The sequence below is a fragment of the Stenotrophomonas sp. 96582_Sma genome, assembly GCF_056480905.1.
The window spans coordinates 1,713,905-1,732,451 of sequence record NZ_CM151122.1 but is presented as its reverse complement, the minus strand read 5'-3'; the positions used below and the strand labels follow the sequence as shown (position 1 = coordinate 1,732,451).

17 protein-coding genes, 3 tRNA genes and 1 pseudogene are annotated in these 18,547 nt (G+C 67.1%); 15 read left to right on the top strand and 6 right to left on the bottom strand.

What is annotated here, in order from left to right; genetic code table 11:
- The first annotated feature begins 98 nt into the window (after positions 1 to 98).
- Positions 99 to 422, top strand: a complete 324-nt coding sequence (gene fdxA, locus ACZK2R_RS08095; protein WP_004153066.1) for a ferredoxin FdxA — start codon at positions 99 to 101, stop codon at positions 420 to 422.
- 220 nt (positions 423 to 642) lie between these two features.
- Here the strand turns inward: fdxA and ACZK2R_RS08090 are convergent, their stop codons facing one another.
- Together ACZK2R_RS08090 and dapA are read right to left on the bottom strand one after the other, a co-directional pair.
- Positions 643 to 1,158 carry a hypothetical protein gene (locus tag ACZK2R_RS08090; protein WP_180838572.1) on the bottom strand — a complete coding sequence of 172 codons (516 nt, stop codon included), beginning with the start codon at positions 1,156 to 1,158 and terminating at the stop codon, positions 643 to 645.
- Positions 1,159 to 1,190: 32 nt separating this feature from the next.
- Complete coding sequence (gene dapA, locus ACZK2R_RS08085; protein ID WP_049423505.1) at positions 1,191 to 2,084, bottom strand: 4-hydroxy-tetrahydrodipicolinate synthase; 894 nt, start codon at positions 2,082 to 2,084, stop codon at positions 1,191 to 1,193.
- A gap of 164 nt (positions 2,085 to 2,248) precedes the next feature.
- On the opposite strand from dapA, the gene ACZK2R_RS08080 reads away from it, so the two are divergent.
- The 10 genes and pseudogenes from ACZK2R_RS08080 (at position 2,249) to ACZK2R_RS08035 (ending at position 8,116) form a co-directional block, all read left to right on the top strand.
- Positions 2,249 to 2,809, top strand: a complete 561-nt coding sequence (locus ACZK2R_RS08080; RefSeq protein ID WP_005409051.1) for a glycine cleavage system transcriptional repressor — start codon at positions 2,249 to 2,251, stop codon at positions 2,807 to 2,809.
- Between the two features lie 79 nt (positions 2,810 to 2,888).
- On the top strand, positions 2,889 to 3,368 hold the full coding sequence (locus ACZK2R_RS08075; RefSeq protein ID WP_032128846.1) for a peroxiredoxin: 480 nt from the start codon (positions 2,889 to 2,891) through the stop codon (positions 3,366 to 3,368).
- An 84-nt stretch (positions 3,369 to 3,452) separates the two neighbouring features.
- Positions 3,453 to 4,463, top strand: a pseudogene (locus ACZK2R_RS08070) (PhoH family protein); the annotation flags it as partial.
- A 346-nt stretch (positions 4,464 to 4,809) separates the two neighbouring features.
- Complete coding sequence (locus ACZK2R_RS08065) at positions 4,810 to 5,316, top strand: hypothetical protein (RefSeq protein WP_478487936.1); 507 nt, start codon at positions 4,810 to 4,812, stop codon at positions 5,314 to 5,316.
- Positions 5,317 to 5,328: 12 nt separating this feature from the next.
- Positions 5,329 to 5,997 carry a YoaK family protein gene (locus ACZK2R_RS08060; RefSeq protein WP_049463692.1) on the top strand — a complete coding sequence of 223 codons (669 nt, stop codon included), beginning with the start codon at positions 5,329 to 5,331 and terminating at the stop codon, positions 5,995 to 5,997.
- Positions 5,998 to 6,061: 64 nt separating this feature from the next.
- The gene (gene thiD, locus ACZK2R_RS08055) at positions 6,062 to 6,871 is read left to right on the top strand and encodes a bifunctional hydroxymethylpyrimidine kinase/phosphomethylpyrimidine kinase (RefSeq protein WP_478487935.1); all 810 of its coding nucleotides are present in this window, start codon (positions 6,062 to 6,064) and stop codon (positions 6,869 to 6,871) included.
- Positions 6,868 to 7,794: an alpha/beta hydrolase family protein gene (locus ACZK2R_RS08050; RefSeq protein ID WP_125895931.1), complete on the top strand. Its 927-nt coding sequence runs from the start codon at positions 6,868 to 6,870 to the stop codon at positions 7,792 to 7,794. The genes thiD and ACZK2R_RS08050 overlap by 4 nt, the downstream gene beginning before the upstream one ends.
- Positions 7,785 to 7,861, top strand: a tRNA-Arg gene (locus tag ACZK2R_RS08045). Before ACZK2R_RS08050 ends, ACZK2R_RS08045 begins: the two co-directional genes overlap by 10 nt.
- 69 nt (positions 7,862 to 7,930) lie before the next feature.
- Positions 7,931 to 8,007 (top strand) — tRNA-Arg (locus ACZK2R_RS08040).
- Positions 8,008 to 8,039: 32 nt separating this feature from the next.
- Positions 8,040 to 8,116: transfer RNA gene (locus ACZK2R_RS08035), tRNA-Arg, on the top strand.
- A 582-nt stretch (positions 8,117 to 8,698) separates the two neighbouring features.
- Here ACZK2R_RS08035 and ACZK2R_RS08030 read toward each other — a convergent pair.
- Positions 8,699 to 9,619, bottom strand: a complete 921-nt coding sequence (locus ACZK2R_RS08030) for a LysR family transcriptional regulator (protein WP_180838737.1) — start codon at positions 9,617 to 9,619, stop codon at positions 8,699 to 8,701.
- Between the two features lie 140 nt (positions 9,620 to 9,759).
- Between ACZK2R_RS08030 and ACZK2R_RS08025 the strand changes: the two genes are divergently transcribed.
- A complete protein-coding gene (locus tag ACZK2R_RS08025; protein ID WP_180838738.1) occupies positions 9,760 to 10,461 on the top strand; it encodes a pirin family protein in 702 nt (233 codons plus the stop codon).
- A gap of 52 nt (positions 10,462 to 10,513) precedes the next feature.
- On the opposite strand, the gene ACZK2R_RS08020 is transcribed toward ACZK2R_RS08025, so the two are convergent.
- Both ACZK2R_RS08020 and ACZK2R_RS08015 read right to left on the bottom strand, forming a co-directional pair.
- Entirely contained in the window at positions 10,514 to 12,718 is a 2,205-nt protein-coding gene (locus ACZK2R_RS08020; protein ID WP_180838739.1) for a TonB-dependent siderophore receptor, read from the bottom strand.
- Positions 12,719 to 12,865: 147 nt separating this feature from the next.
- On the bottom strand, positions 12,866 to 13,561 hold the full coding sequence (locus tag ACZK2R_RS08015; protein WP_180838740.1) for an alpha/beta hydrolase: 696 nt from the start codon (positions 13,559 to 13,561) through the stop codon (positions 12,866 to 12,868).
- A gap of 184 nt (positions 13,562 to 13,745) precedes the next feature.
- On the opposite strand from ACZK2R_RS08015, the gene ACZK2R_RS08010 reads away from it, so the two are divergent.
- Positions 13,746 to 14,885 carry an MFS transporter gene (locus ACZK2R_RS08010; protein ID WP_180838746.1) on the top strand — a complete coding sequence of 380 codons (1,140 nt, stop codon included), beginning with the start codon at positions 13,746 to 13,748 and terminating at the stop codon, positions 14,883 to 14,885.
- Between the two features lie 82 nt (positions 14,886 to 14,967).
- Here ACZK2R_RS08010 and ACZK2R_RS08005 read toward each other — a convergent pair whose 3' ends face one another.
- Positions 14,968 to 16,086 carry an alpha/beta fold hydrolase gene (locus ACZK2R_RS08005; RefSeq protein ID WP_180838741.1) on the bottom strand — a complete coding sequence of 373 codons (1,119 nt, stop codon included), beginning with the start codon at positions 16,084 to 16,086 and terminating at the stop codon, positions 14,968 to 14,970.
- A gap of 185 nt (positions 16,087 to 16,271) precedes the next feature.
- Here ACZK2R_RS08005 and ACZK2R_RS08000 point away from each other — a divergent pair, with 185 nt between their 5' ends.
- Together ACZK2R_RS08000 and ACZK2R_RS07995 are read left to right on the top strand one after the other, a co-directional pair.
- The gene (locus ACZK2R_RS08000) at positions 16,272 to 17,618 is read left to right on the top strand and encodes a c-type cytochrome (RefSeq protein WP_180838742.1); all 1,347 of its coding nucleotides are present in this window, start codon (positions 16,272 to 16,274) and stop codon (positions 17,616 to 17,618) included.
- Positions 17,615 to 18,541, top strand: a complete 927-nt coding sequence (locus ACZK2R_RS07995) for a c-type cytochrome (RefSeq protein WP_032128430.1) — start codon at positions 17,615 to 17,617, stop codon at positions 18,539 to 18,541. Before ACZK2R_RS08000 ends, ACZK2R_RS07995 begins: the two co-directional genes overlap by 4 nt.
- Positions 18,542 to 18,547: the final 6 nt, after the last annotated feature.

Genomic DNA, 18,547 nt, shown 5'->3' with positions numbered 1-18,547 from the left:
GCCGCGCCTGCCAGACGCCCGATTTCCGCCCCGCGCCGACACCGGGGGCCAACCTGTTCTAGAATTGGCGGGTTCAGGAATCGATCCACCCCCAGCCCATGCCCTTTGTCGTCACCGAAAACTGCATCAAGTGCAAACACACCGATTGCGTGGAAGTATGCCCCGTGGATTGCTTCCACGAAGGCCCGAACTTCCTGGTGATCGACCCGGATGAGTGCATCGACTGCACCCTCTGCGAACCGGAATGCCCGGTCAACGCGATCTTCCCGGAGGACGATGTTCCTGCCGGCCAGGAGAGCTTCGTCGCCCTCAACGCCGAGCTGGCGAAGGAGTGGCCGGTACTGACCGTGCGCAAGGACCCGCCCGCCGACGCCGGCGAATGGGACGGCAAGCCGGACAAGCTGAAGCTGCTGGAGCGCTGAGAAGCGCCTCTTGCGGCAACGAAAAGGGCGCCTATGGCGCCCTTTTTCGTTGCTCGGCAGATAGCATCCGCGCGATCCGATAGGTGCCAACCGCAAGATCCGGTAGCTGCCAACCGCAGGATCCGGTAGGTGCCAACCTTGGTTGGCACCGAAGCGCCGACCAAGGTCGGCCTCTACCCGGGCACGTGCGGACCTGGGCCCGCACCCACCCGACCGGCCCTTACTGGGCCAGCTTTGCCTTGAGCGCGGCGATCAGCTTCACCGGCGCTTCTGCAGTGGCCGGCAGGCCACGCGGGTCGACCGCGGAGATGTAGGCGCCGGCATCGACGGCGACCACGCGGACCAGGAAGTTGCTGCCTTCGTAGGCCACGTCATACGAGCCCAGCAGCTGCGCGCGGCTGGCGATGGTCACGCCTTCCACGCCTTCCAGCGCGGTGCCGACCTTGGCGAAAGCCTCGTCCTTGCCGCCGGCGATGGTGAAACCGGTGTTGCCCACGGCCGGGGCCGCAGCCACCGGGGCCGCCGGCTTGGTCGCCGAGGCAAGGGTCGGCACCTTGTTGTCACTGGTGGCGTTGGGCAGGTTCAGGTCCGGCGGCACTTCCAGCGGACGCATTTCCGGGACCAGGGCGTAGTCGCCCTTGACGCCACGCTTGAAGCAGCCGGTGGTGCCGGCGGCAACGGCCACCGCAAGCAGGGCGTAGGACAGCACGCGGACGGTGGATACGGATTGACGCATGTGAATCTCCTGGGTCAGACCAAGACGGAAGGTCAGTGGCTGGAAAGGGCTTCGAGGGCGGCGATGTCGCCGGCAAGGTGATCGGCCGCCGGATGGTGCGCCACCGACAGCGGCAGCAGCGGCAGGCGCAGGTCGTGACCGATGCCGATACGGCGCAGCAACGCCTTGACCGGAATCGGGTTCGGCTCAACGCCGCAGAAATCATGGAACGGCTGCAGGCGCGCATCCCAGGACCCGGTGGCTTCGTGGTCGTGGGCGGCAGCCAGCTCGCACATCCGGCGGTAGGCGCCGGGCAGCACGTTGGAGCCGACCGAGATCAGGCCATCGATACCGGCCTGGATCGAGCGCGCGGCCGTACCGTCGTCGCCACTGAACACGGCAAACTGCGGGCTGCGCAGGGCGAGCAGCGCCTGCACCCGGCCGGTGTCACCCACCGCCTCCTTGATGCCGACGATGTTGGGATGGCTGGCCAGTTCGGCCACGGTCTCCGGCTGCATGTCGCACCCGGTACGGCCGGGCACGTTGTACAGCACGACCGGTAGCCCGCCCTGGTCGGCAACCGCGCGGTAGTGGGCGATCAGGCCAGCCTGGGTCGGCCGCACGTACGGCGGGGTGACCACCAGCGCGTGGCTGGCGCCAAGCGCGGCGGCACGGCGGGTCTGTTCGATGGTCTTGGCGGTGCCCGACAGGCCGGTACCGGCCATGACCGGGATGCGGCCGCCGATGCGCTCGACCGCGCTGGCCAGCAGCAGGTCGTACTCGGCATCGGTGAGGGTCGCTGCTTCACCGGTCGAGCCGGCTACGACAACGCCATGGACGCCACCTTCCAGTTGCAGGTGCAGCAGGCGCTGCCAACCGTCGGGATCGAGGGCGCCGTCGGCCCGGAACGGGGTCGCCAGCGCGGTGATGAGGCCGGAAAGGGACAAGGACGTGCTGCTCTTGGCTGGAAAGGGAAAACGCCCGCCACGAAAGGCCGGGGGCGACCTGAATGTTACTTGCGGCGCGAAAGCACGGGCAAGTATGCTGGACACCGGTGGATCCCCGCCTCTGGCGGGCATTCAGACTAACGCATGCATTACCCGGAATCGCCTTGACCGACACCACCCCGCGCCCCGCGCCGAGCGAAAACCACCTCCTGATCAACGCCTACACGACGCATCCGGAGTCCCCCCTGCTGTCCGTCACCCGCCGCATTGCCGACAGCGGCTGCAATCTGGTGGACGCACGCCTGGCCACGGTCGGCCGCGATGTCTCGGTCACCGCCCTGGCCACCGGCTCCTGGGACTCGGTGGCCAAGCTGGAAGCGATGCTGACCCGGCTGGAGCGCGAAGAGGGCCTGAAGCTGGTCTGGTACCGCACTGCCGCCAAGCAGGCGCAGTCCAACCTGCTGCCGTACATCGTCGAAGTGATCGCCGCCGACAAGCCCGGCATCCTGTTCCAGCTGGCCGATTTCTTCGACCGCCAGGGCATCACCATCGAGAACCTGCAGAGCACGCGCTACCGCGCCATGCAGACCGGTGCGGAGATGTTCAGCGCGCAGGTCACCATCGGCGTGCCGGCCAACATGCACATCGCCGCGCTGCGCGACGATTTCCTTGAATTCTGCGACCACCTGAACCTGGACGCGATCATGGACCCGATGAAATTCTGATTCTTCGCGCGCCTCTCACGGGCGCGTGGCGTTTCATGCAATTGTCGTAGAAAGAACCCAGGCTCGACAGAAGGACCTCATGAACAACGGCGATACCCTGGACAGCACCACCCTCTCCCTGCCGCTGGCGCTGTCCGGTGGCGAACAGGCCACTCTCGGCGACTACGCCGGCCACTGGCTGGTGCTGTACTTCTATCCCAAGGACAGCACCCCCGGCTGCACCACCGAAGGCATCGACTTCAACGCACTGCTGCCCAAATTCAAGAAGGCAGGCGCGGTGGTACTCGGTGTCTCGCGCGACTCGGTGAAGTCGCACGACAACTTCTGTGCCAAGCAGGGCTTCAACTTCCCCTTGGTCAGCGATGGCGACGAAGCGCTGTGCGGCGCCTTCGACGTGATCAAGATGAAGAACATGTACGGCAAGCAGGTACGTGGCATCGAACGCAGCACCTTCCTGATTTCCCCCGACAGCCGCATCGTGCAGTCCTGGCGCAAGGTCAAGGTTGCCGGCCATGCCGATGCCGTTCTCGCCGAACTGAAGGCCTCCCAGTCCAAGTGAGTCCCACTGCCTACTGTGTCTGCCATCACCCTGCCCCGCAGCAGGCCGTGGTGGTTTTTCCCTGTCCGTAACCAGGAATCGACGATGACCCGAGGCAAGCGCATCTACGTGCTGGATACCAACGTGCTGATGCACGATCCCACCGCGCTGTTCAAATTCGAGGAGCACGACGTCTACCTGCCCATGCAGGTGATCGAGGAGCTGGACAACGGCAAGAAGGGCACCTCCGAAGCGAGCCGCAACGCCCGCCAGGTGAGCCGCTTCCTCAACGAGCTGGTGCAGGAATCCGGCCTGGACAACCTGGCCGACGGCATTCCGCTGCAGCGACCCAATGGCCTGCAGCTGCGCGGCAAGCAGAGCGCCGGCAAGCTGCGCTTCCAGACCAGCCATTTCGACGCCGGCAAGAGCTTCGGCAAGGTCATCCCGGACAACGCCATCCTCGGCGCGATCCTGGCGCTGAAGGAAGAAACCCCGGACCTGCCGGTGGTGTTCGTTTCCAAGGACATCAACCTGCGGATCAAGGCCGCAATCGCCGGCATCGTGTCCGAGGACTACGAGAACGACCGTGCGCTGGACGATTTCAGCCTGCTCTACACCGGCGCCACCGAGCTGCCGGAAGACTTCTGGAAGCGCCACGGCGATGACCTGCGCAGCTGGAGCGACAAGGGCCGCACGCATTACGAAATCCTGGCGCAGGATGGCGAGGAGTGGTACCCGAACCAGTACGTCTACCTGCCTGGCGAAGATGAAGTCGAGCTGCGCGTCAGCCGCGTGGTCGGCGACGGCAAGGTGGTGCTGTCACTGGTCGATGATTTCCGCCACGGCAGCCACGCCGTGTGGGGCATCAGCGCACGCAACCGAGAACAGAACTTCGCGCTCAACGCACTGATGGATCCGGAGATCGACTTCGTCACGCTGCTGGGTACCGCCGGCACCGGCAAGACCCTGCTGGCGCTGGCCGCCGGCCTGGCGCAGACGATGGACCAGCAGCGCTACCGCGAGATCATCATGACCCGCGCCACGGTCAGCGTCGGCGAGGACATCGGCTTCCTGCCCGGCACCGAGGAAGAGAAGATGACGCCGTGGATGGGTGCACCCCCCCCCCCCCCCCCCCCCCCCCCCCCCCCCGCGCCCCCCCCGCCCCCCCCCCCCCCCCCCCCCCCCCCCCCCCCCCCCCCCCCCCCCCCCCCCCCCCCCCCCCCCCCCCCCCCCCCCCCCCCCCCCCCCCCCCCCCCCCCCCCCCCCCCAAAAACCCCCCCCCCCCCCCCCCCCCCCCCCCCCCCCCCCCCCCCCCCCCCCCCCCCCCCCCCCCCCCCCCCCCCCCCCCCCCCCCCCCCCCCCCCCCCCCCCCCCCCCGCCCCCCAAAAACCCCCCCCCCCCCCCCCCCCCCCCCCCCCCCCGCCGCCCCCCCCCCCCCCCCCCCCTACCCTCCGGAGGGGTTGTGAACCGCTGCCCCCCCCCGCCGCTGCCCACGGCTGCGATCGCCCTCGCAGCCGTCCTGGGTGCCTGCACCACCACGCGCGGCCCCGCCAGCGTGCCGACCGCCGAGCGTACCGGCCAATCCTGGGTGGTCACCCGCCCGATCATCGCCGCGCAGGTACTCGATACCTGCTCGCGCCCCAGTCCCGGCCGCGAGGCCGGGCGGGTCAGTGGTTACTGGGCGCCCAGCCGGCAGCAGATCGACCAGCTGGAAGCGCAGCTGTCGTCGCTGGAATCACAGGTACCGAAGGTGCTGGACTTCGACCGCCAGTACGTCGGCATCGAAAGCGCCGGCAAGCGTCTGATCTACATCAACGCCTTCCATCTGCCCGACGACAGCGGCATCAACCCGGCACGGGAAGCGATCCGCGTCTGTGACGGCGGCACGCAGTTCTGGGGCGCGGTATTCGACCCGGCCAGCAACACCTTCAGCGAGCTGCAGTTCAACGGCGGCTTCGGCGGGCCCTGAGGGGCCCCGCCGATGGGAATACGCCTGCCCACCTGGGTCTGGATCGGCGCGGTCGCGCTCTCGTGCGTTGCCGGCATGGTCAACGTGGTCGGCTTCCTCGGTTTCGAGCACCAGGCGGTCAGCCACATGACCGGCAGCACCAGCCAGCTGGGCATGGCGCTGGCCCAGGGTGACTGGCGCGCGGTCGGCCACCTGTGGGGATTGCTGATCGCGTTTTCGCTGGGCGCGATGCTCAGCGGCCTGCTGATCCAGGACAGCGCATTGCAGCTGGGCCGCCGCTACGGTGTCGCGCTGGCGCTGGAATCGGCACTGCTGCTGGTGGCCATTCCGCTGTTCGAACAGCATCAGATCTGGGGTGCACTGGCCGCCGCCATGGCCTGCGGCCTGCAGAATGCGATGGCGACCACCTTCAGTGGCGCGGTGGTGCGCACCACCCACCTCAGCGGCATGTTCACCGACCTCGGCATCGGCCTGGGCCACCTGCTGCGCGGACTGCCGCTGCAGGTACGGCGGCTGACCCTCAGCGGCCTGATCATCAGCGGCTTCCTCGCCGGCGGCATCCTCGGCGCCTGGTTGTTCATGCGCTGGCAATACGACGCCCTGCTCGCCCCCGCCCTGCTGACCGGCCTGACCGGGCTGGGTTATGTGGTGTACCAGCAGTGGGCGCGTTGGCGGCATTGAATCAAGGACATCCACGCATGGCGTGGATCTACCTTCCCCTGCGGGACCACGGCACAATCAACTGATGAGCCCGACCACTCCCGTTTCCGCCCTCACCATCGCCGGCTCCGACTCCGGCGGTGGCGCCGGTGTCCCTGCCGATCTCAAGGCCTTCGCCGCGCACCGCGTGCATGGCCTGGCCGTGTTCGCCGCGCTGACTGCACAGAACACCCGTGGCGTCACCGCCGTGCATGTGCCACCGATCGCATTCCTGCAGGCGCAGATCGAAGCCTGCTTCGATGACTTCGATATCCATGCCGTGAAACTCGGCATGCTGGCCAACGCCGAGGTGATCTATGCCGTCGCCGACGCACTGGAAAAGCATCGCCCGCCGCACGTGGTGCTGGACCCGGTGATGGTCGCCACCAGCGGCGCGCGCCTGCTGGAGGAAAGTGCGCTCAAGGCCATGCGCGAACGCCTGCTGCCGTTGGCGACGCTGGTTACGCCCAATACCCCGGAAGCAGAACTCCTGATCGGCCGGAAGATCGCCAACGGCGATGACGCCGAACAGGCTGCCTCTGCCCTGCTCGATCTCGGAGCCGGCGCAGTCCTGCTCAAGGGTGGCCACCTGCAGGAAGGCAACCGCGTGATCGATCGCTACTTCGACGGCGTCAGCAGCGAAGAATTCATCCACGCCCGCCTGCCGCTGGACGCACATGGCACAGGCTGCACGCTCGCCTCGGCCATCGCCGCGCAGCTGTGCAACGGCCTGAGCCTGGCCAATGCCTGCGAAGCCGGCATCGACTACGTTGCGCGCGGCCTGCAGCAGGGCTACGCGCCTGGCCGCAGCGAGGTGCTGGTGCTCGATCACTTCGGCGCGGCACCGCGCGCATGAGCCTGACGTCGAGCGTCCTCGCCGTGCAGTGCGACGACGGCCATCGCTACGAAGTGATCGCCTGCGTGCCTGCACAGCCCATCGCGCGCCTGCTGTGGCTGCCAGCGCTGGGCGTGGCCGCGCGTCACTACCTGCCACTGGCATCGGCGCTGGCGGCGAAGGGCGTGGCGGTCTACCTGCATGAGTGGCGCGGCAACGGCAGCAGCTCACTGCGCCCGTCGCGCACGCAGGACTGGGGCTATCGCGAGGTACTCGAACAGGATCTGCCGGCCAGCCAGGCCGTCCTGGCCGCAGCCGATGACGCCGCCGACGCCCTGCCCTGGATCATCGGTGGACACAGTCTGGGCGGGCAGCTGGCCTGCGTGCATGCCGGCCGCAACCCGCAGCACTTCAACCGGCTGTGGCTGGCGGCCAGCGGCTCACCGTTCTGGCGTGGCTTCCCACCACCGCGCGGCTGGCTGCTGCCGCTGGTCTATCGTTTCCTGCCGTGGATCGCGCAACGCCAGGGCGTGCTGCATGGTCGGCGCCTCGGCTTTGGTGGCACCGAAGCGCGCGGGCTGATCGCCGACTGGGCGCGCGTTGGCCTGAACAACCACTACGCCGCGGCCGGCATGAACGAAGACCTCGATGCGCAGATGGCGCGCGTGCATGGCAGCGCGCAGGCCGTGTTGATGGAGCACGACTGGTTGGCACCGACCGGATCGATGCAGACGCTGCTGGCGAAGCTGCCGAATGTGGACGCGCAGCTGCGCGTGCTGTCCGCGCAGGAACTGGGCACGCGCGCCGATCATTTCGCGTGGCTGAAGGCGCCGGAGGCCGTAGCTGACAGCTTTTTCATTCAGTTGGATGAAAATTTTCACAAAACTGTTGACGGTACGCGCCGACATCCGCATAATTCCGCTCCTGTCGCAGGGCGCCCGTAGCTCAGTTGGATAGAGTACCTGGCTACGAACCAGGCGGTCGGGAGTTCGAATCTCTCCGGGCGCACCACTCGACAGGTTTCCAGCATCCGCCGCTGGAAATGCAGTAAAATTAAGCAGTAAGTTGATTGTGTACCGCGCGCCCGTAGCTCAGTTGGATAGAGTACCTGGCTACGAACCAGGCGGTCGGGAGTTCGAATCTCTCCGGGCGCACCATACACAGTCAGCACAACAAGTTTATGTAATTGGCGCCCGTAGCTCAGTTGGATAGAGTACCTGGCTACGAACCAGGCGGTCGGGAGTTCGAATCTCTCCGGGCGCACCATTACACCGAAACAGCAGGCCTCGGCCTGCTGTTTTTTTATGTGTGTTTTTCGGCAGGGCTGCGCCCTGCACCTGCAGATGCTTCAAGCCAAGGCAACGGCAACAGCAAAAGCTGGCATTCCGTGGGTTGGCGGGGCGACATGGACAGGCAGGACACGCCGTAAACCCATCCATGGGGGCTCGATGGCGGCATCCATGCCGCCAACGGTCCTGCCTGCCCATGCCGCCCCACCTCTGACAGATTTCCGCGATCTGGTAGATCCACGCCATGCGTGGATGACTCCATCGAGTTCGAGTATTTCGATAATTGATCGAAGAGCATCCACGCATGGCGTGGATCTACCGTGTCGACCAAGGTCGACACCTACCAGAGCAGTACGCCGTTCCGACAGATCGCGGAAAACTATCGAAGGCGGGGTGGGTCCGGTTGCGGGGGCGTGAGCCGCATGGATGCGGCGACCGAGCTTACATGGACGTACTTGCAGCGGCCCCCGCAACCGGACCCACCCCGCCATCTCACGGAATGCACGCTGTTGCTGTTGCTTTGGCCTCGGCGGGTGCAGGGCGCAGCCCTGCCAAATCCCTACCCCCTGGCCATTGACTGCCACCACTGTGACAGCAGCTCCGGCCTGCGCAGGCGCTCGCGCCACCAGCGCAGAGCGGCGCCATCCTCACCGGTGCGCCAGGCCAGCCAGAAGGTTTCCTCCGGCTTGTGCTCCTCCACCTCGCGGATCACCAGCTGGCCACGCGCCACCGCCGCGCGCGCGCACGGCTCGGGCAGGAAACCGAAGCCCACGCCTTCGCACTGCAGCTTCAGCTTGCTGGCCATGTCCGGCACCGTCAGCATCTCCTGCCCCATCAACAAGCCGACCGTGCGCGGCAGCAGCCTGCGCGCGGAATCAGAGACCGCGATCGCGCAGTGCTCGACCAGCTGCTCGCGACCCAGCACACCCGGCACTGCGGCCAACGGATGACCGGGCGCGACCGCGAACACGAACTCCACCGTACCCAGCGGCTCGACCACGTAACCGCCGCCGCTGGGACCCTCGCCCGGCGCACCAACCAGCAGGTCGGCACGGCGGTCCAGCAAGGCCTCCCAGGTACCGGACAGGGCTTCGCCGATCAACCGCAGCCGGGTCGGTGCCTCGGCCTCACGAAACGCGGCGATGTCCGGGCCGAGCAGCCAGGTCGGGAACACCGAGTCCACCGCCAGGGTCAGTTCGGCCTCCCAGCCCGACGCCACCCGGCGCACCCGCAGTTCCAGCTCCCGGGCCGCGCGCAGCAGGTGCCGTCCTTCGTCCAGCAGCGCGCGGCCAGCCTCGGTCGGCTCGGCGCGCGGGCCGACCCGGTCGAACAGTTGTACGCCCAGGTCCTCCTCCAGCTTGGCCACGGTGTAGGAGATGGTCGAAGGCACTTTGTGCAGAGCCTTGCCGGCGCCGGCGAACGAGCCGCGGCGGTCGATGGCGTCCAGGATCTGCAGGGCATCGAGGCTGAGCTTGAGCATTCGAATTTTTCGATGATGACTGTCAAAACTATCCGTTTTTCAAACCCCGGGCGCAAGCGGATACTTCTCTCCAACGGGGAAACACAGCGGCTACCGGCCCACCCCGCCCCATCGAAACCATCGAACAAGGAGATTCCATCGTGCTGCAGATCCGCAAGAGCGCTACCCGTGGCCTGGCCGAGCATGGCTGGCTGTCCTCGCGCCATACCTTCTCCTTCGCCAACTACTACGACCCCCGCTACGTCAGCTTCGGACCGCTGCGGGTGATCAACGAAGACAAGGTGATGGGCGGCCAGGGCTTCGGCACCCACAGCCACAGCAACATGGAGATCGTTTCCTATGTGCTGGGCGGCGCGCTGGAGCACAAGGACTCGATGGGCACCGGCTCGGTGCTGCGTTATGGCGACGTGCAGCGCATGAGCGCCGGCAGCGGTGTCAGCCATAGTGAATTCAACCACTCGGCCGACGAGACCGTGCACTTCCTGCAGATCTGGATCTTCCCGGACGCGGAGAACATTACTCCGTCGTACGAAGAGACCCACTTCGCACCGGAAACCAAGCGCGGCCAGCTGCGCCTGATCGCTTCGCCGGACGGTGCCGATGGTTCGCTGCGCATCCACCAGGATGCCCGCATCTTCGCCACCATCCTCGATGGCGGCCAGAAGCTGCACCACGCCCTCGGCAACGGCCGTGGCGCCTATGTGCAGGTGGCCCGAGGCCAGCTGCAGGTCAATGGCATCACCCTGGAAGCCGGTGATGCACTGCAGGTCAGCGACGAAGCGCAGCTGACCCTGGAGAACGGCAACGACGCCGAAGTGCTGGTGTTCGACCTGCCGCTGTAACGACAACGCCCGCGATGCCGAAAAGCATCGCGGGCGCATGTGTAGAGCCGCGTCAGAACCTGTAATTCAAGCTCAACCGCACATTGCGCGGCTCACCCCAGGTGTAGGTGCTGTACCAGCTGAAGATCGTGTAGTACCGCTTGTCCAGCAGGTTGTTGACGTTGAGCGTGGCCGACAGGCGATCGTTGAATTCATAGCGCGCCATTGCATCGAGCAGCCAGTAGGGTTGGGTGCGATGCACCACCTTGGCCTGCGTGGCCGGGTTGGTGATCTCGCCGAAAGTGGAATCCTGCCAGCGCGCGCCACCGCCCAGCGTCAGCCCCTTCCAGTCGCCGCGCAGGCGGTAGCTGGTGTGCAGGCTGAACTGGTTTTCCGGCTCCAGTGTGGTCACCTTGGCACCGGCCTGGCGGGCGATCTTGTGCGAGAACCCACCCTGCACCTGCCAGCCCTCGGCCAGCTGGCCCGACATTTCCAGCTCGTAGCCCTTGGTACGCACGCCCATCAGGGCGCGATACGCATCCTGCCCGTCCGGCGTCTTGCCGCCGGTGGGCTGGGCGAAGTTGTCCTGGTCGAGCTGGAACAGCGCCGCACTGGCGTTGAAGCGCCCATCGAGGAACTCGGCCTTCAGGCCCATCTCGTAGCTGCGGCCTTCCAGCGGATCCAGTGCCTTGCCCTGCTCGTCGCGTTCGCTATGCGGTTTGAAGATGGTGCTGTAGCTGGCATACACCGAATAGTGCTCGCCAAGGTCGTAGACCACGCCGGCATACGGTACGAACACGCCGGTTTCGCGCGTCTGCGGCGAGCGGTAGCTGGCCAGGCGGCTGCCGACGATCACCTTCAGTGGATCGGCCACGTCGAAGCGGCCGACCACGTACAGGCCGTTCTCACGCGTCACTTCGTTGTTGCTGTAGCTGCGCTGCCACTCCGGCTCGGGAATGTCGCCATTCCAGGTTCTGTAGTCCGGCACGGTATCCGGGAACTCCGCCTGCGGGCCGTAGCCGGTGTTGGTCCAGCGCTTGCGCGAGGCGCTGCCACCGACGACCAGCTCATGCTCGCGGCCGAACAGGCCGAAATGACCGCTCAGGTAGAAGTCGGCCGCATTGCTGACGGTCTTGCCAACGTACTTGCCGAGCCACAGGCTGACGCCCTCGCCGGTCAACGGATCGGGATTGCCGGCGGCGGCACCGGCCAGTGCCGCGTCATAGCCGTTGACCTGGTGGTTGAGCTGCAGCTTGGCCACCCAGTCGTTGGCGAAGGTGTGCTCGAGCGTGGCGAAGCCGGTGCGCACATACTGGCGCCAGCCACTCCAGCGCGTGCCGTTGTTGAACGAACGCGGCATGTCATTGAAGTTGCCGGCACTGTCCAGAAGAGGGATGCCACCCCAGGTCGAGCCCTTCGGGTCGCTGTCCATCGTATCGCCACCCACGGTCAGCAGCGTGCGCTCGCCCAGATCGGCTTCCAGCACTGCGTAGCCCACCTTGCTGGTGCGCTGGTAGAAGTCGAGATTGGAATGCTTGTCCTGCCAGGCGCCCACCGCACGACCGCGCACGCGTCCATCGGCGGTCAACGGGCCGCCAACATCGATCTCGGCACGATAGTCATCCCAGCGGCCCACACCCAGCGTCGCACTGCCGGCGAACTCCTTGCCCGGCTTCTTGCGCACCAGGTTGATGGTCGCGCCCGGATCGCCCATGCCGGTGAGCAGGCCGGTCGCGCCCTTGAGCACTTCGATGCGGTCATAGATCGCGGTATCGCTGAGCGTGTTGCCCGCCGAATAGGCCGAGTCACGCGACATCGGGATGCCGTCGTACTGGAAGTTCTGCACGGCGAAGCCGCGCGCGTAGTACTCGGTGCGCTCGCTGTCGTAGGTGACGATGCTGATGCCCGGGGTCACCCGCATCACGTCATCGATGCCGTTCAGGCCAAAGTCGTCCATCTGAGCGCGGGTAATGACGCTGATGGTCTGCGGGGTCTGCCGTGGCGTCAGCACCAGGCGGGTGGCGGTGGCGATGGTGCCGGGCGTGTACGCGCCGCTGCCCTCGGTGATGGTGCCGAGCAGGTTGGCGGTGACCTGCACGGTCTGCAGGGTCTTCGACGCCGGGGCCTCGGCGGCCTTGTCCGGCTCGGCGGCGGACTGCGCGGCTGCGATGCCGCTGCTGGCCAGTGCGGTGATCAGCAGGCCCCGGGCAAGCGCCTGCGGCAACGCACGGCGACGCGGCAATGGGGACGGAATACGGGCATCAGGCACAGACAGCACGACGGGACCTCCACGATCGAGTGGGATCCTCTGGCGGCGGCTGGAGGGAAGACGGGGACGCGGCCGGATGGCCGCAGGCGCAGGAGTGTACTCCCCTTCGCCCCGGCTGTCGTGCGGTGTTCTGTGGTGCGGCGCGCTGCCGCAGGCTCAGCCGCCGATGGCGGCGCAGGCCTCCAGGATCAGCGCGGTCACTTCCTTCGGCTGCGAGGCCAGCGAGGCATGGCTGGCGTCCAGCTCCAGCAGTCGCTTGGGCTGCATGCGCGTGGCCATTGCCCTCTGGTTCTCCGGCGCGATCATCCGATCATGGCGGGACAGCTGGTACCAGCTCGGCTTGTGCTTCCACGCCGGGTCGCTCACCGCATCACCGAAAGTGCTGGCCAGCGGCGCCTTCTGGGTCACCGCCATCACCCGGCCCTCATCGTCGCTCAGGTCCTGGCAGAAGCTTTCATGGAACTTGTCGGCGCGCAGCCACAGGTAACCATCACTGTCCGGCGCCAGGTTCGGTGCCGCTTCCGGCAGATGCTGCTGGGTGATGCCACCGGGGCTCTCGCCGGCATCCGGGGCGAACGCTGCGATATAGACCAGGCCCTTCACGTTGGCCTCGTTGCCGGCCTGGCTGATCACCGCACCACCGTAGGAGTGGCCGACCAGCAGCACCGGCCCGTCGATCTGCCGGATCATGTTCTGGGTGCGGCCGGCATCGTCGGCCAGCGAGGTGAGTGGCAGTTCCACCGCCTGCACGCGGTCATGGCCGTTGCGATGCAGCTCCAGGATCACTTTGGCCCAGTGTGCGGCCCCACCCCAGAAACCATGGACGAGGAGGATGGTCGGTGTCGTGCTCATGTACGGATCTCCGGCAGCGGCCGGCGGAATGCCGACCGTGTCGCCACTGTCCGTCTTTGGCGTTAATCAGCGGTGACGCATTCGGGTCACTGCAATCGTATGCGTCGCTCGATGTCATGCAGGGCACTTGCCGAACCAGCCTGAAAACGTTTTCATGAACACCCCCTGGAGCTTCGCACCGCGCATGACGCCCTCATCCCCACGTGCCCAGCAGGACGCCACCCGTGCCGCCTTCTTCATTCCCGGATTCGCCACCGCCGCCTGGGCGCCGATGGTGCCCTACGCCAAGGCCAAGGCCGGGCTGTCCGACGCCAGCCTCGGCGCCGTGCTGCTGTGCCTCGGGCTCGGCTCACTGCTGGCGATGCCACTGGCAGGTGCGCTGACCGGGCGGCTGGGATGCCGCCGGGTGATGGTGATCACCTGCGCGACGATGCTGTGCGCCCTGCCCTTGCTGGTGCTGGCGCCCTCTCCGGTAGCGCTGGGCGCGGCCCTGTTCGTGTTCGGCGCCGGCGTCGGTGCACTGGATTGTGCGATGAACATGCAGGCGGTCGCGGTCGAGCGCGACGCCGGGCGCGCGATGATGTCCGGATTCCATGCCTTCTACAGCATCGGCGGCTTCGTCGGTGCCGGCTGCATGACCGGCATGCTGATCCTGGGTACGCCGCTGTGGCTGGCCGCGTTGGTTTCGGTGGCCGCTCTGCTGCTGGTGGCAGTGCTGTCGGCACCGCACTGGCGCCCGCAACGGATCCTGCATGAAGGCCCCCTGCTGGCACTGCCGCATGGCGTGGTGCTGTTCATCGGCGTGCTGGCCTTCGTGGTGTTCCTCGCCGAGGGCTCGATGCTGGACTGGAGCGCGGTGTTCCTCGCCGAAGTGCGGCAGGTGCCACGCGACCAGGCTGGCGCCGGCTTCGCGCTGTTCACCCTGGCGATGACCGCGATGCGCCTGTTCGGCGACGGCATCGTCGAGCGCCTCGGCCGGACCCGCACCCTGGTCTTCGGCGGCATCACCGCTGCTGCGGGTTTCACCCTGGCGACGCTGGTGCCATCGTTTCCGGTGGCGCTGGCCGGTTACATACTGGTCGGGCTGGGCTGCGCCAACATCGTGCCGGCGCTGTTCTCGATGGCCGGCCAACAGCGGGTGATGCCGGAGAGCATCGCCATCACTGCGGTCACCACGCTGGGCTACGCCGGCATCCTCGCCGGTCCGGCAGCGATCGGCGCACTCGCACACGCTACCAGCCTCGGCTTCGCCTTCCTGTGCGTGGCCGCGCTGCTGCTGGGCGTCGCGGCGTCTGCGCGCTCGCTGGCAAGACGGGTGGCCTGACAGAAAAAAAGGGACGGAGGGGATTAAGTCGTTTCTGGCCCAGCTGTGCGGGAAACGACTTAATCCCCTCCGTCCCCTTTTCTCAGCTGCGTGTCAGCCACTCGGCCTGGGCCGGCAGCTGCGGTGCGGGGCACGCGCTCTGCGGGTGGTGCTGGTCGCGCGCCATCCAGTCATCGACCACGCCGGCCAGCAGGTCCAGCCGCAGCGGCAGGGTGATGTGGTCCTCGCCGAGCATCTCGATGTAGTGTGCGCGCGGGTTGGCCTGGGCCAGTTCGCGGCCCTGGCTGACCGGAATGTGCTGGTCGCCCTGCCCGTGCAGCAGCAGCACGCAGGCGCGGGTATCGGCCAGCGCGCGCGCTACATCCACGCGGTCCAGATCGACGTCGATGCGGCGGCTGGCGGCGGCGATCACCTGGTTGATGTCCTGACCGCCGTAGCGCCAGCGCGCGTACGACGCCACCGCCTGCGCCTTCAGGCCTTCCGGCTGCAGTCCCATCAGGTGCGGAATCATCGTGCGGATCGCCACACCGGCATTGGCGAACGATTCCATCGCCACCACGCCTTCCACCTGGTCGCCCAGCTTGTCGGCGGTGAACACCGCTGTGGCGGCGCCATAGGACACGCCGAACAGGTACAGCGGGCCGGTTACTTCACCACGTGCACGCAGCTCGCCGATTACATCCACCACATCGTCGGATTCATAGGTGCCGTATCCGGACGGACCTGCACCGGACTGTCCATGGTTGCGCAGGTCCAGGGTGATCACGCGATAGCCGGATTCGGCCAGCTGCAGCGACCACGGCAGCATCGAATCGCCGTTCATCATCCAGCCGTGCAGCAGCACTACGGTGCCGCGCGGTGCCTGCGCACGGAACGGCTGCGGCACCGCCAGGCTCAGGCCGGTATCCAGCGGCAGGCCGTTCTCGTGGCGCTGCGGCAGGTAGTGATAACGCGCGCCGTAGTCGCCGGGATCGAACACACGCCAGAAGATCGGCACGCCATCGCGGCCCGGCGCGAAGCCATGGCGGTTGGGCAGTTCGGCGATGGCCGCGGCAATACGCGGGCGATCGAGCAGGGTCGATACGCCACCTGGCGCGATCAGCCTGTCGGCGAGCGAGGTGGACGAGGCATTGATGGAGGAGGAGCATGCAGCCAGCCACAGGCCGGCGCACGCCAGCAACAGCAGCAGCAGGCGCTTCATATCACGTCATAGGGGTGAATCAGACAGGCTGGGACGTTAACGCCTCGATAGACCGGCCATCTATCGCGCGCGGATGACGGCTTGATGACAACGCAGGAACGATTCAGCTTGGTGTACAAGCTGTATCCGTTCAGTCATTGATCCGGATCAATGAACGCGCGCGCGGGATTGCCCACAGTGCCGCCATGCGCACCTCGCTCAAGCTCGCCATTGCCCTGGCCGCCACGTTTGCCGCCGCCTACGGCATCGCCCGCACCACGCCCTACTGGTTCGCACCGCGACAGACGGCGCAGGTCGACATCCACGATCCGACGCTGATCGCGCAGGGACAGTACCTGTCGCGCGCCGCCGACTGCGCCGCCTGCCACACTGCGCCGGGCGGCAAGCCGTTCGCCGGTGGCCTCGGTATGCAGACGCCGATGGGCACGATCTACTCGACCAACATCACGCCCGATCCGGACACCGGCATTGGCGCCTACGACTACGCCGACTTCGAGCGCGCGGTACGTCGCGGCATCCGTCACGATGGGCAGCCGTTGTATCCGGCAATGCCGTATGCCTCATACGTGATCGCCAGCGATGCCGAGATCAAGGCGCTGTACGCCTACTTCATGGGCTCGGTGCAGCCGGTGAAGCAGGGCAACGCCGACAGCACGATCCCGTGGCCGGCCAACATGCGCTGGCCACTGGCCTGGTGGCAGCTGCTGTTCGCACGCCCGCGTACGTTCAACCCGGATCCGTCGCTGGATGCCAGCCAGCAGCGCGGCGCCGAACTGGTGGAAGGCCTGGCCCACTGCGGCGCCTGCCACACGCCACGTGGCCTCGCGTTCCAGGAAAAGGCGATGGCCGATGATGGCAGCCGCCAGTTCCTGTCCGGCTCGGTGCTGGAAGGCTGGTATGCGAAGAACCTGCGCAATGAATCAACCGGTCTGGCCAGCTGGAACGAGGGCGAGATCGTCGACTTCCTGCGCACCGGACGCACCGATCGCTCCGCGGCCTTCGGCGGCATGGCCGACGTGGTCGAGCACAGCACGCAGTACCTGTCCGACGCCGACCTGCTGGCGATGGCCCGCTACCTGAAACAGCTGCCGGCGCGCGAGGGCCGCAGTGCACAGTGGTCACCGGGTACCGACACCTCCACCGCCGCACTACGCAGTGGCGACTATCGCGTGGCCGGCTCGCTGGCCTATGCCGAGCATTGCCAGGCCTGCCATCGCGCCGACGGCCGCGGCATGCCACGGGTCTACCCGGCGCTGGCCGGCAACTCGATCGTGTTCGCCGATGATCCCAGCTCGCTGGTACAGGTAACCCTGATCGGCGGCCGCACGCCGCATACCCCGCACGACCGCATGGCCTTCACCATGCCCGGTTTCGAGCAGCTGCCGAATGCACAGCTGGCACAGATCCTGACCTTCATCCGCAGCAGCTGGGGCAACCAGGCCAGCGCCGTGAGCGAGGTCGACGTGGCGCGCATGCGCCGGGTGGTGCGTGACAAGCCGGTGCACTACGTTCCGCAGGAGGCCGCACGATGAAACGTTCGCGCAAACGCTCCCGCCTGCTGGTCGGCAGCGTGGTCACCCTCGTGCTGCTGGCCGGCGCCGGCACCCTCGCCTATCGCCATCTGTACCCGGACCTGGATGCTGCCGTAGCCAGCACGATCGATATCCTCGATGCGCAGGGCAAGGTGGTCGGCCACTACCACGCACCCAGCGCCGAGGAGATCGCCGGGCTCGGCAATGCCGAATCGGTGATGCTTGGCCGCCGCCTCCTCAACGAGACCGCGCGCCTGCTGCCGGACAACGTCGGCAACGATCTGAACTGCAATTCGTGCCACATGGCCGAGGGCAAGCGACCGTTCGGCAACCACTACTTCAATACGGGCGGCGGCGCCTATCCGCGTTACATGCCGCGCCCGGGCAAGGTGATCGGGCTGACCGAGCGCATCAATGGCTGCCTGCAGCGCTCGATGAACGGCAAGCCGCTACCGAAGGACTCACCGCAGATGCGCGCCATGCTCGACTACATGGCGTGGCTGAGCAGTCCCGTGCCAGACGGTGCAAAGGTGGCCGCCCCCAGCGAGGGCCCCATCGACAGCACGCTGACCCCGGACCCGATCCGTGGCCAGGCGCTGTACGCCGTGCAGTGTGCCGCCTGCCATGGCGACAACGGCGAAGGCAGGCGCGACGCCAGCGGTGATATCGCCTTCCCGCCGCTGTGGGGCGACCACAGCTTCAACATCGGCGCCGGCATGGCGCGCCTGTACAAGGCGGCCGGTTTCGTCAAGCACAACATGCCGCCGGCGGTGACCCGCGAGCCGCCACTGGGGCAGCAGGTGATGCCCGACCAGGATGCGGTGGACATCGCCAGCTACTTCATCAACCAACCGCGGCCGGACTTCGCCAACAAGGCCAAGGACTGGCCGCGCGACCCGAAACCCAAGGACGCGCGGTACTGAGGAGGG

Coding starts and splice junctions, on each gene's coding strand:
- ACZK2R_RS08030 (WP_180838737.1), bottom strand. CDS start 9,619: ATGCTCAAGCTCAGCCTCGATGCCCTGCAGATCCTGGACGCCATCGAC.
- ACZK2R_RS08090 (WP_180838572.1), bottom strand. CDS start 1,158: ATGCGTCAATCCGTATCCACCGTCCGCGTGCTGTCCTACGCCCTGCTT.
- ACZK2R_RS08050 (WP_125895931.1), top strand. CDS start 6,868: ATGAGCCTGACGTCGAGCGTCCTCGCCGTGCAGTGCGACGACGGCCAT.
- ACZK2R_RS08010 (WP_180838746.1), top strand. CDS start 13,746: ATGACGCCCTCATCCCCACGTGCCCAGCAGGACGCCACCCGTGCCGCC.
- fdxA (WP_004153066.1), top strand. CDS start 99: ATGCCCTTTGTCGTCACCGAAAACTGCATCAAGTGCAAACACACCGAT.
- ACZK2R_RS08000 (WP_180838742.1), top strand. CDS start 16,272: ATGCGCACCTCGCTCAAGCTCGCCATTGCCCTGGCCGCCACGTTTGCC.
- ACZK2R_RS08075 (WP_032128846.1), top strand. CDS start 2,889: ATGAACAACGGCGATACCCTGGACAGCACCACCCTCTCCCTGCCGCTG.
- ACZK2R_RS08005 (WP_180838741.1), bottom strand. CDS start 16,086: ATGAAGCGCCTGCTGCTGCTGTTGCTGGCGTGCGCCGGCCTGTGGCTG.
- ACZK2R_RS08060 (WP_049463692.1), top strand. CDS start 5,329: ATGGGAATACGCCTGCCCACCTGGGTCTGGATCGGCGCGGTCGCGCTC.
- thiD (WP_478487935.1), top strand. CDS start 6,062: ATGAGCCCGACCACTCCCGTTTCCGCCCTCACCATCGCCGGCTCCGAC.
- ACZK2R_RS07995 (WP_032128430.1), top strand. CDS start 17,615: ATGAAACGTTCGCGCAAACGCTCCCGCCTGCTGGTCGGCAGCGTGGTC.
- ACZK2R_RS08015 (WP_180838740.1), bottom strand. CDS start 13,561: ATGAGCACGACACCGACCATCCTCCTCGTCCATGGTTTCTGGGGTGGG.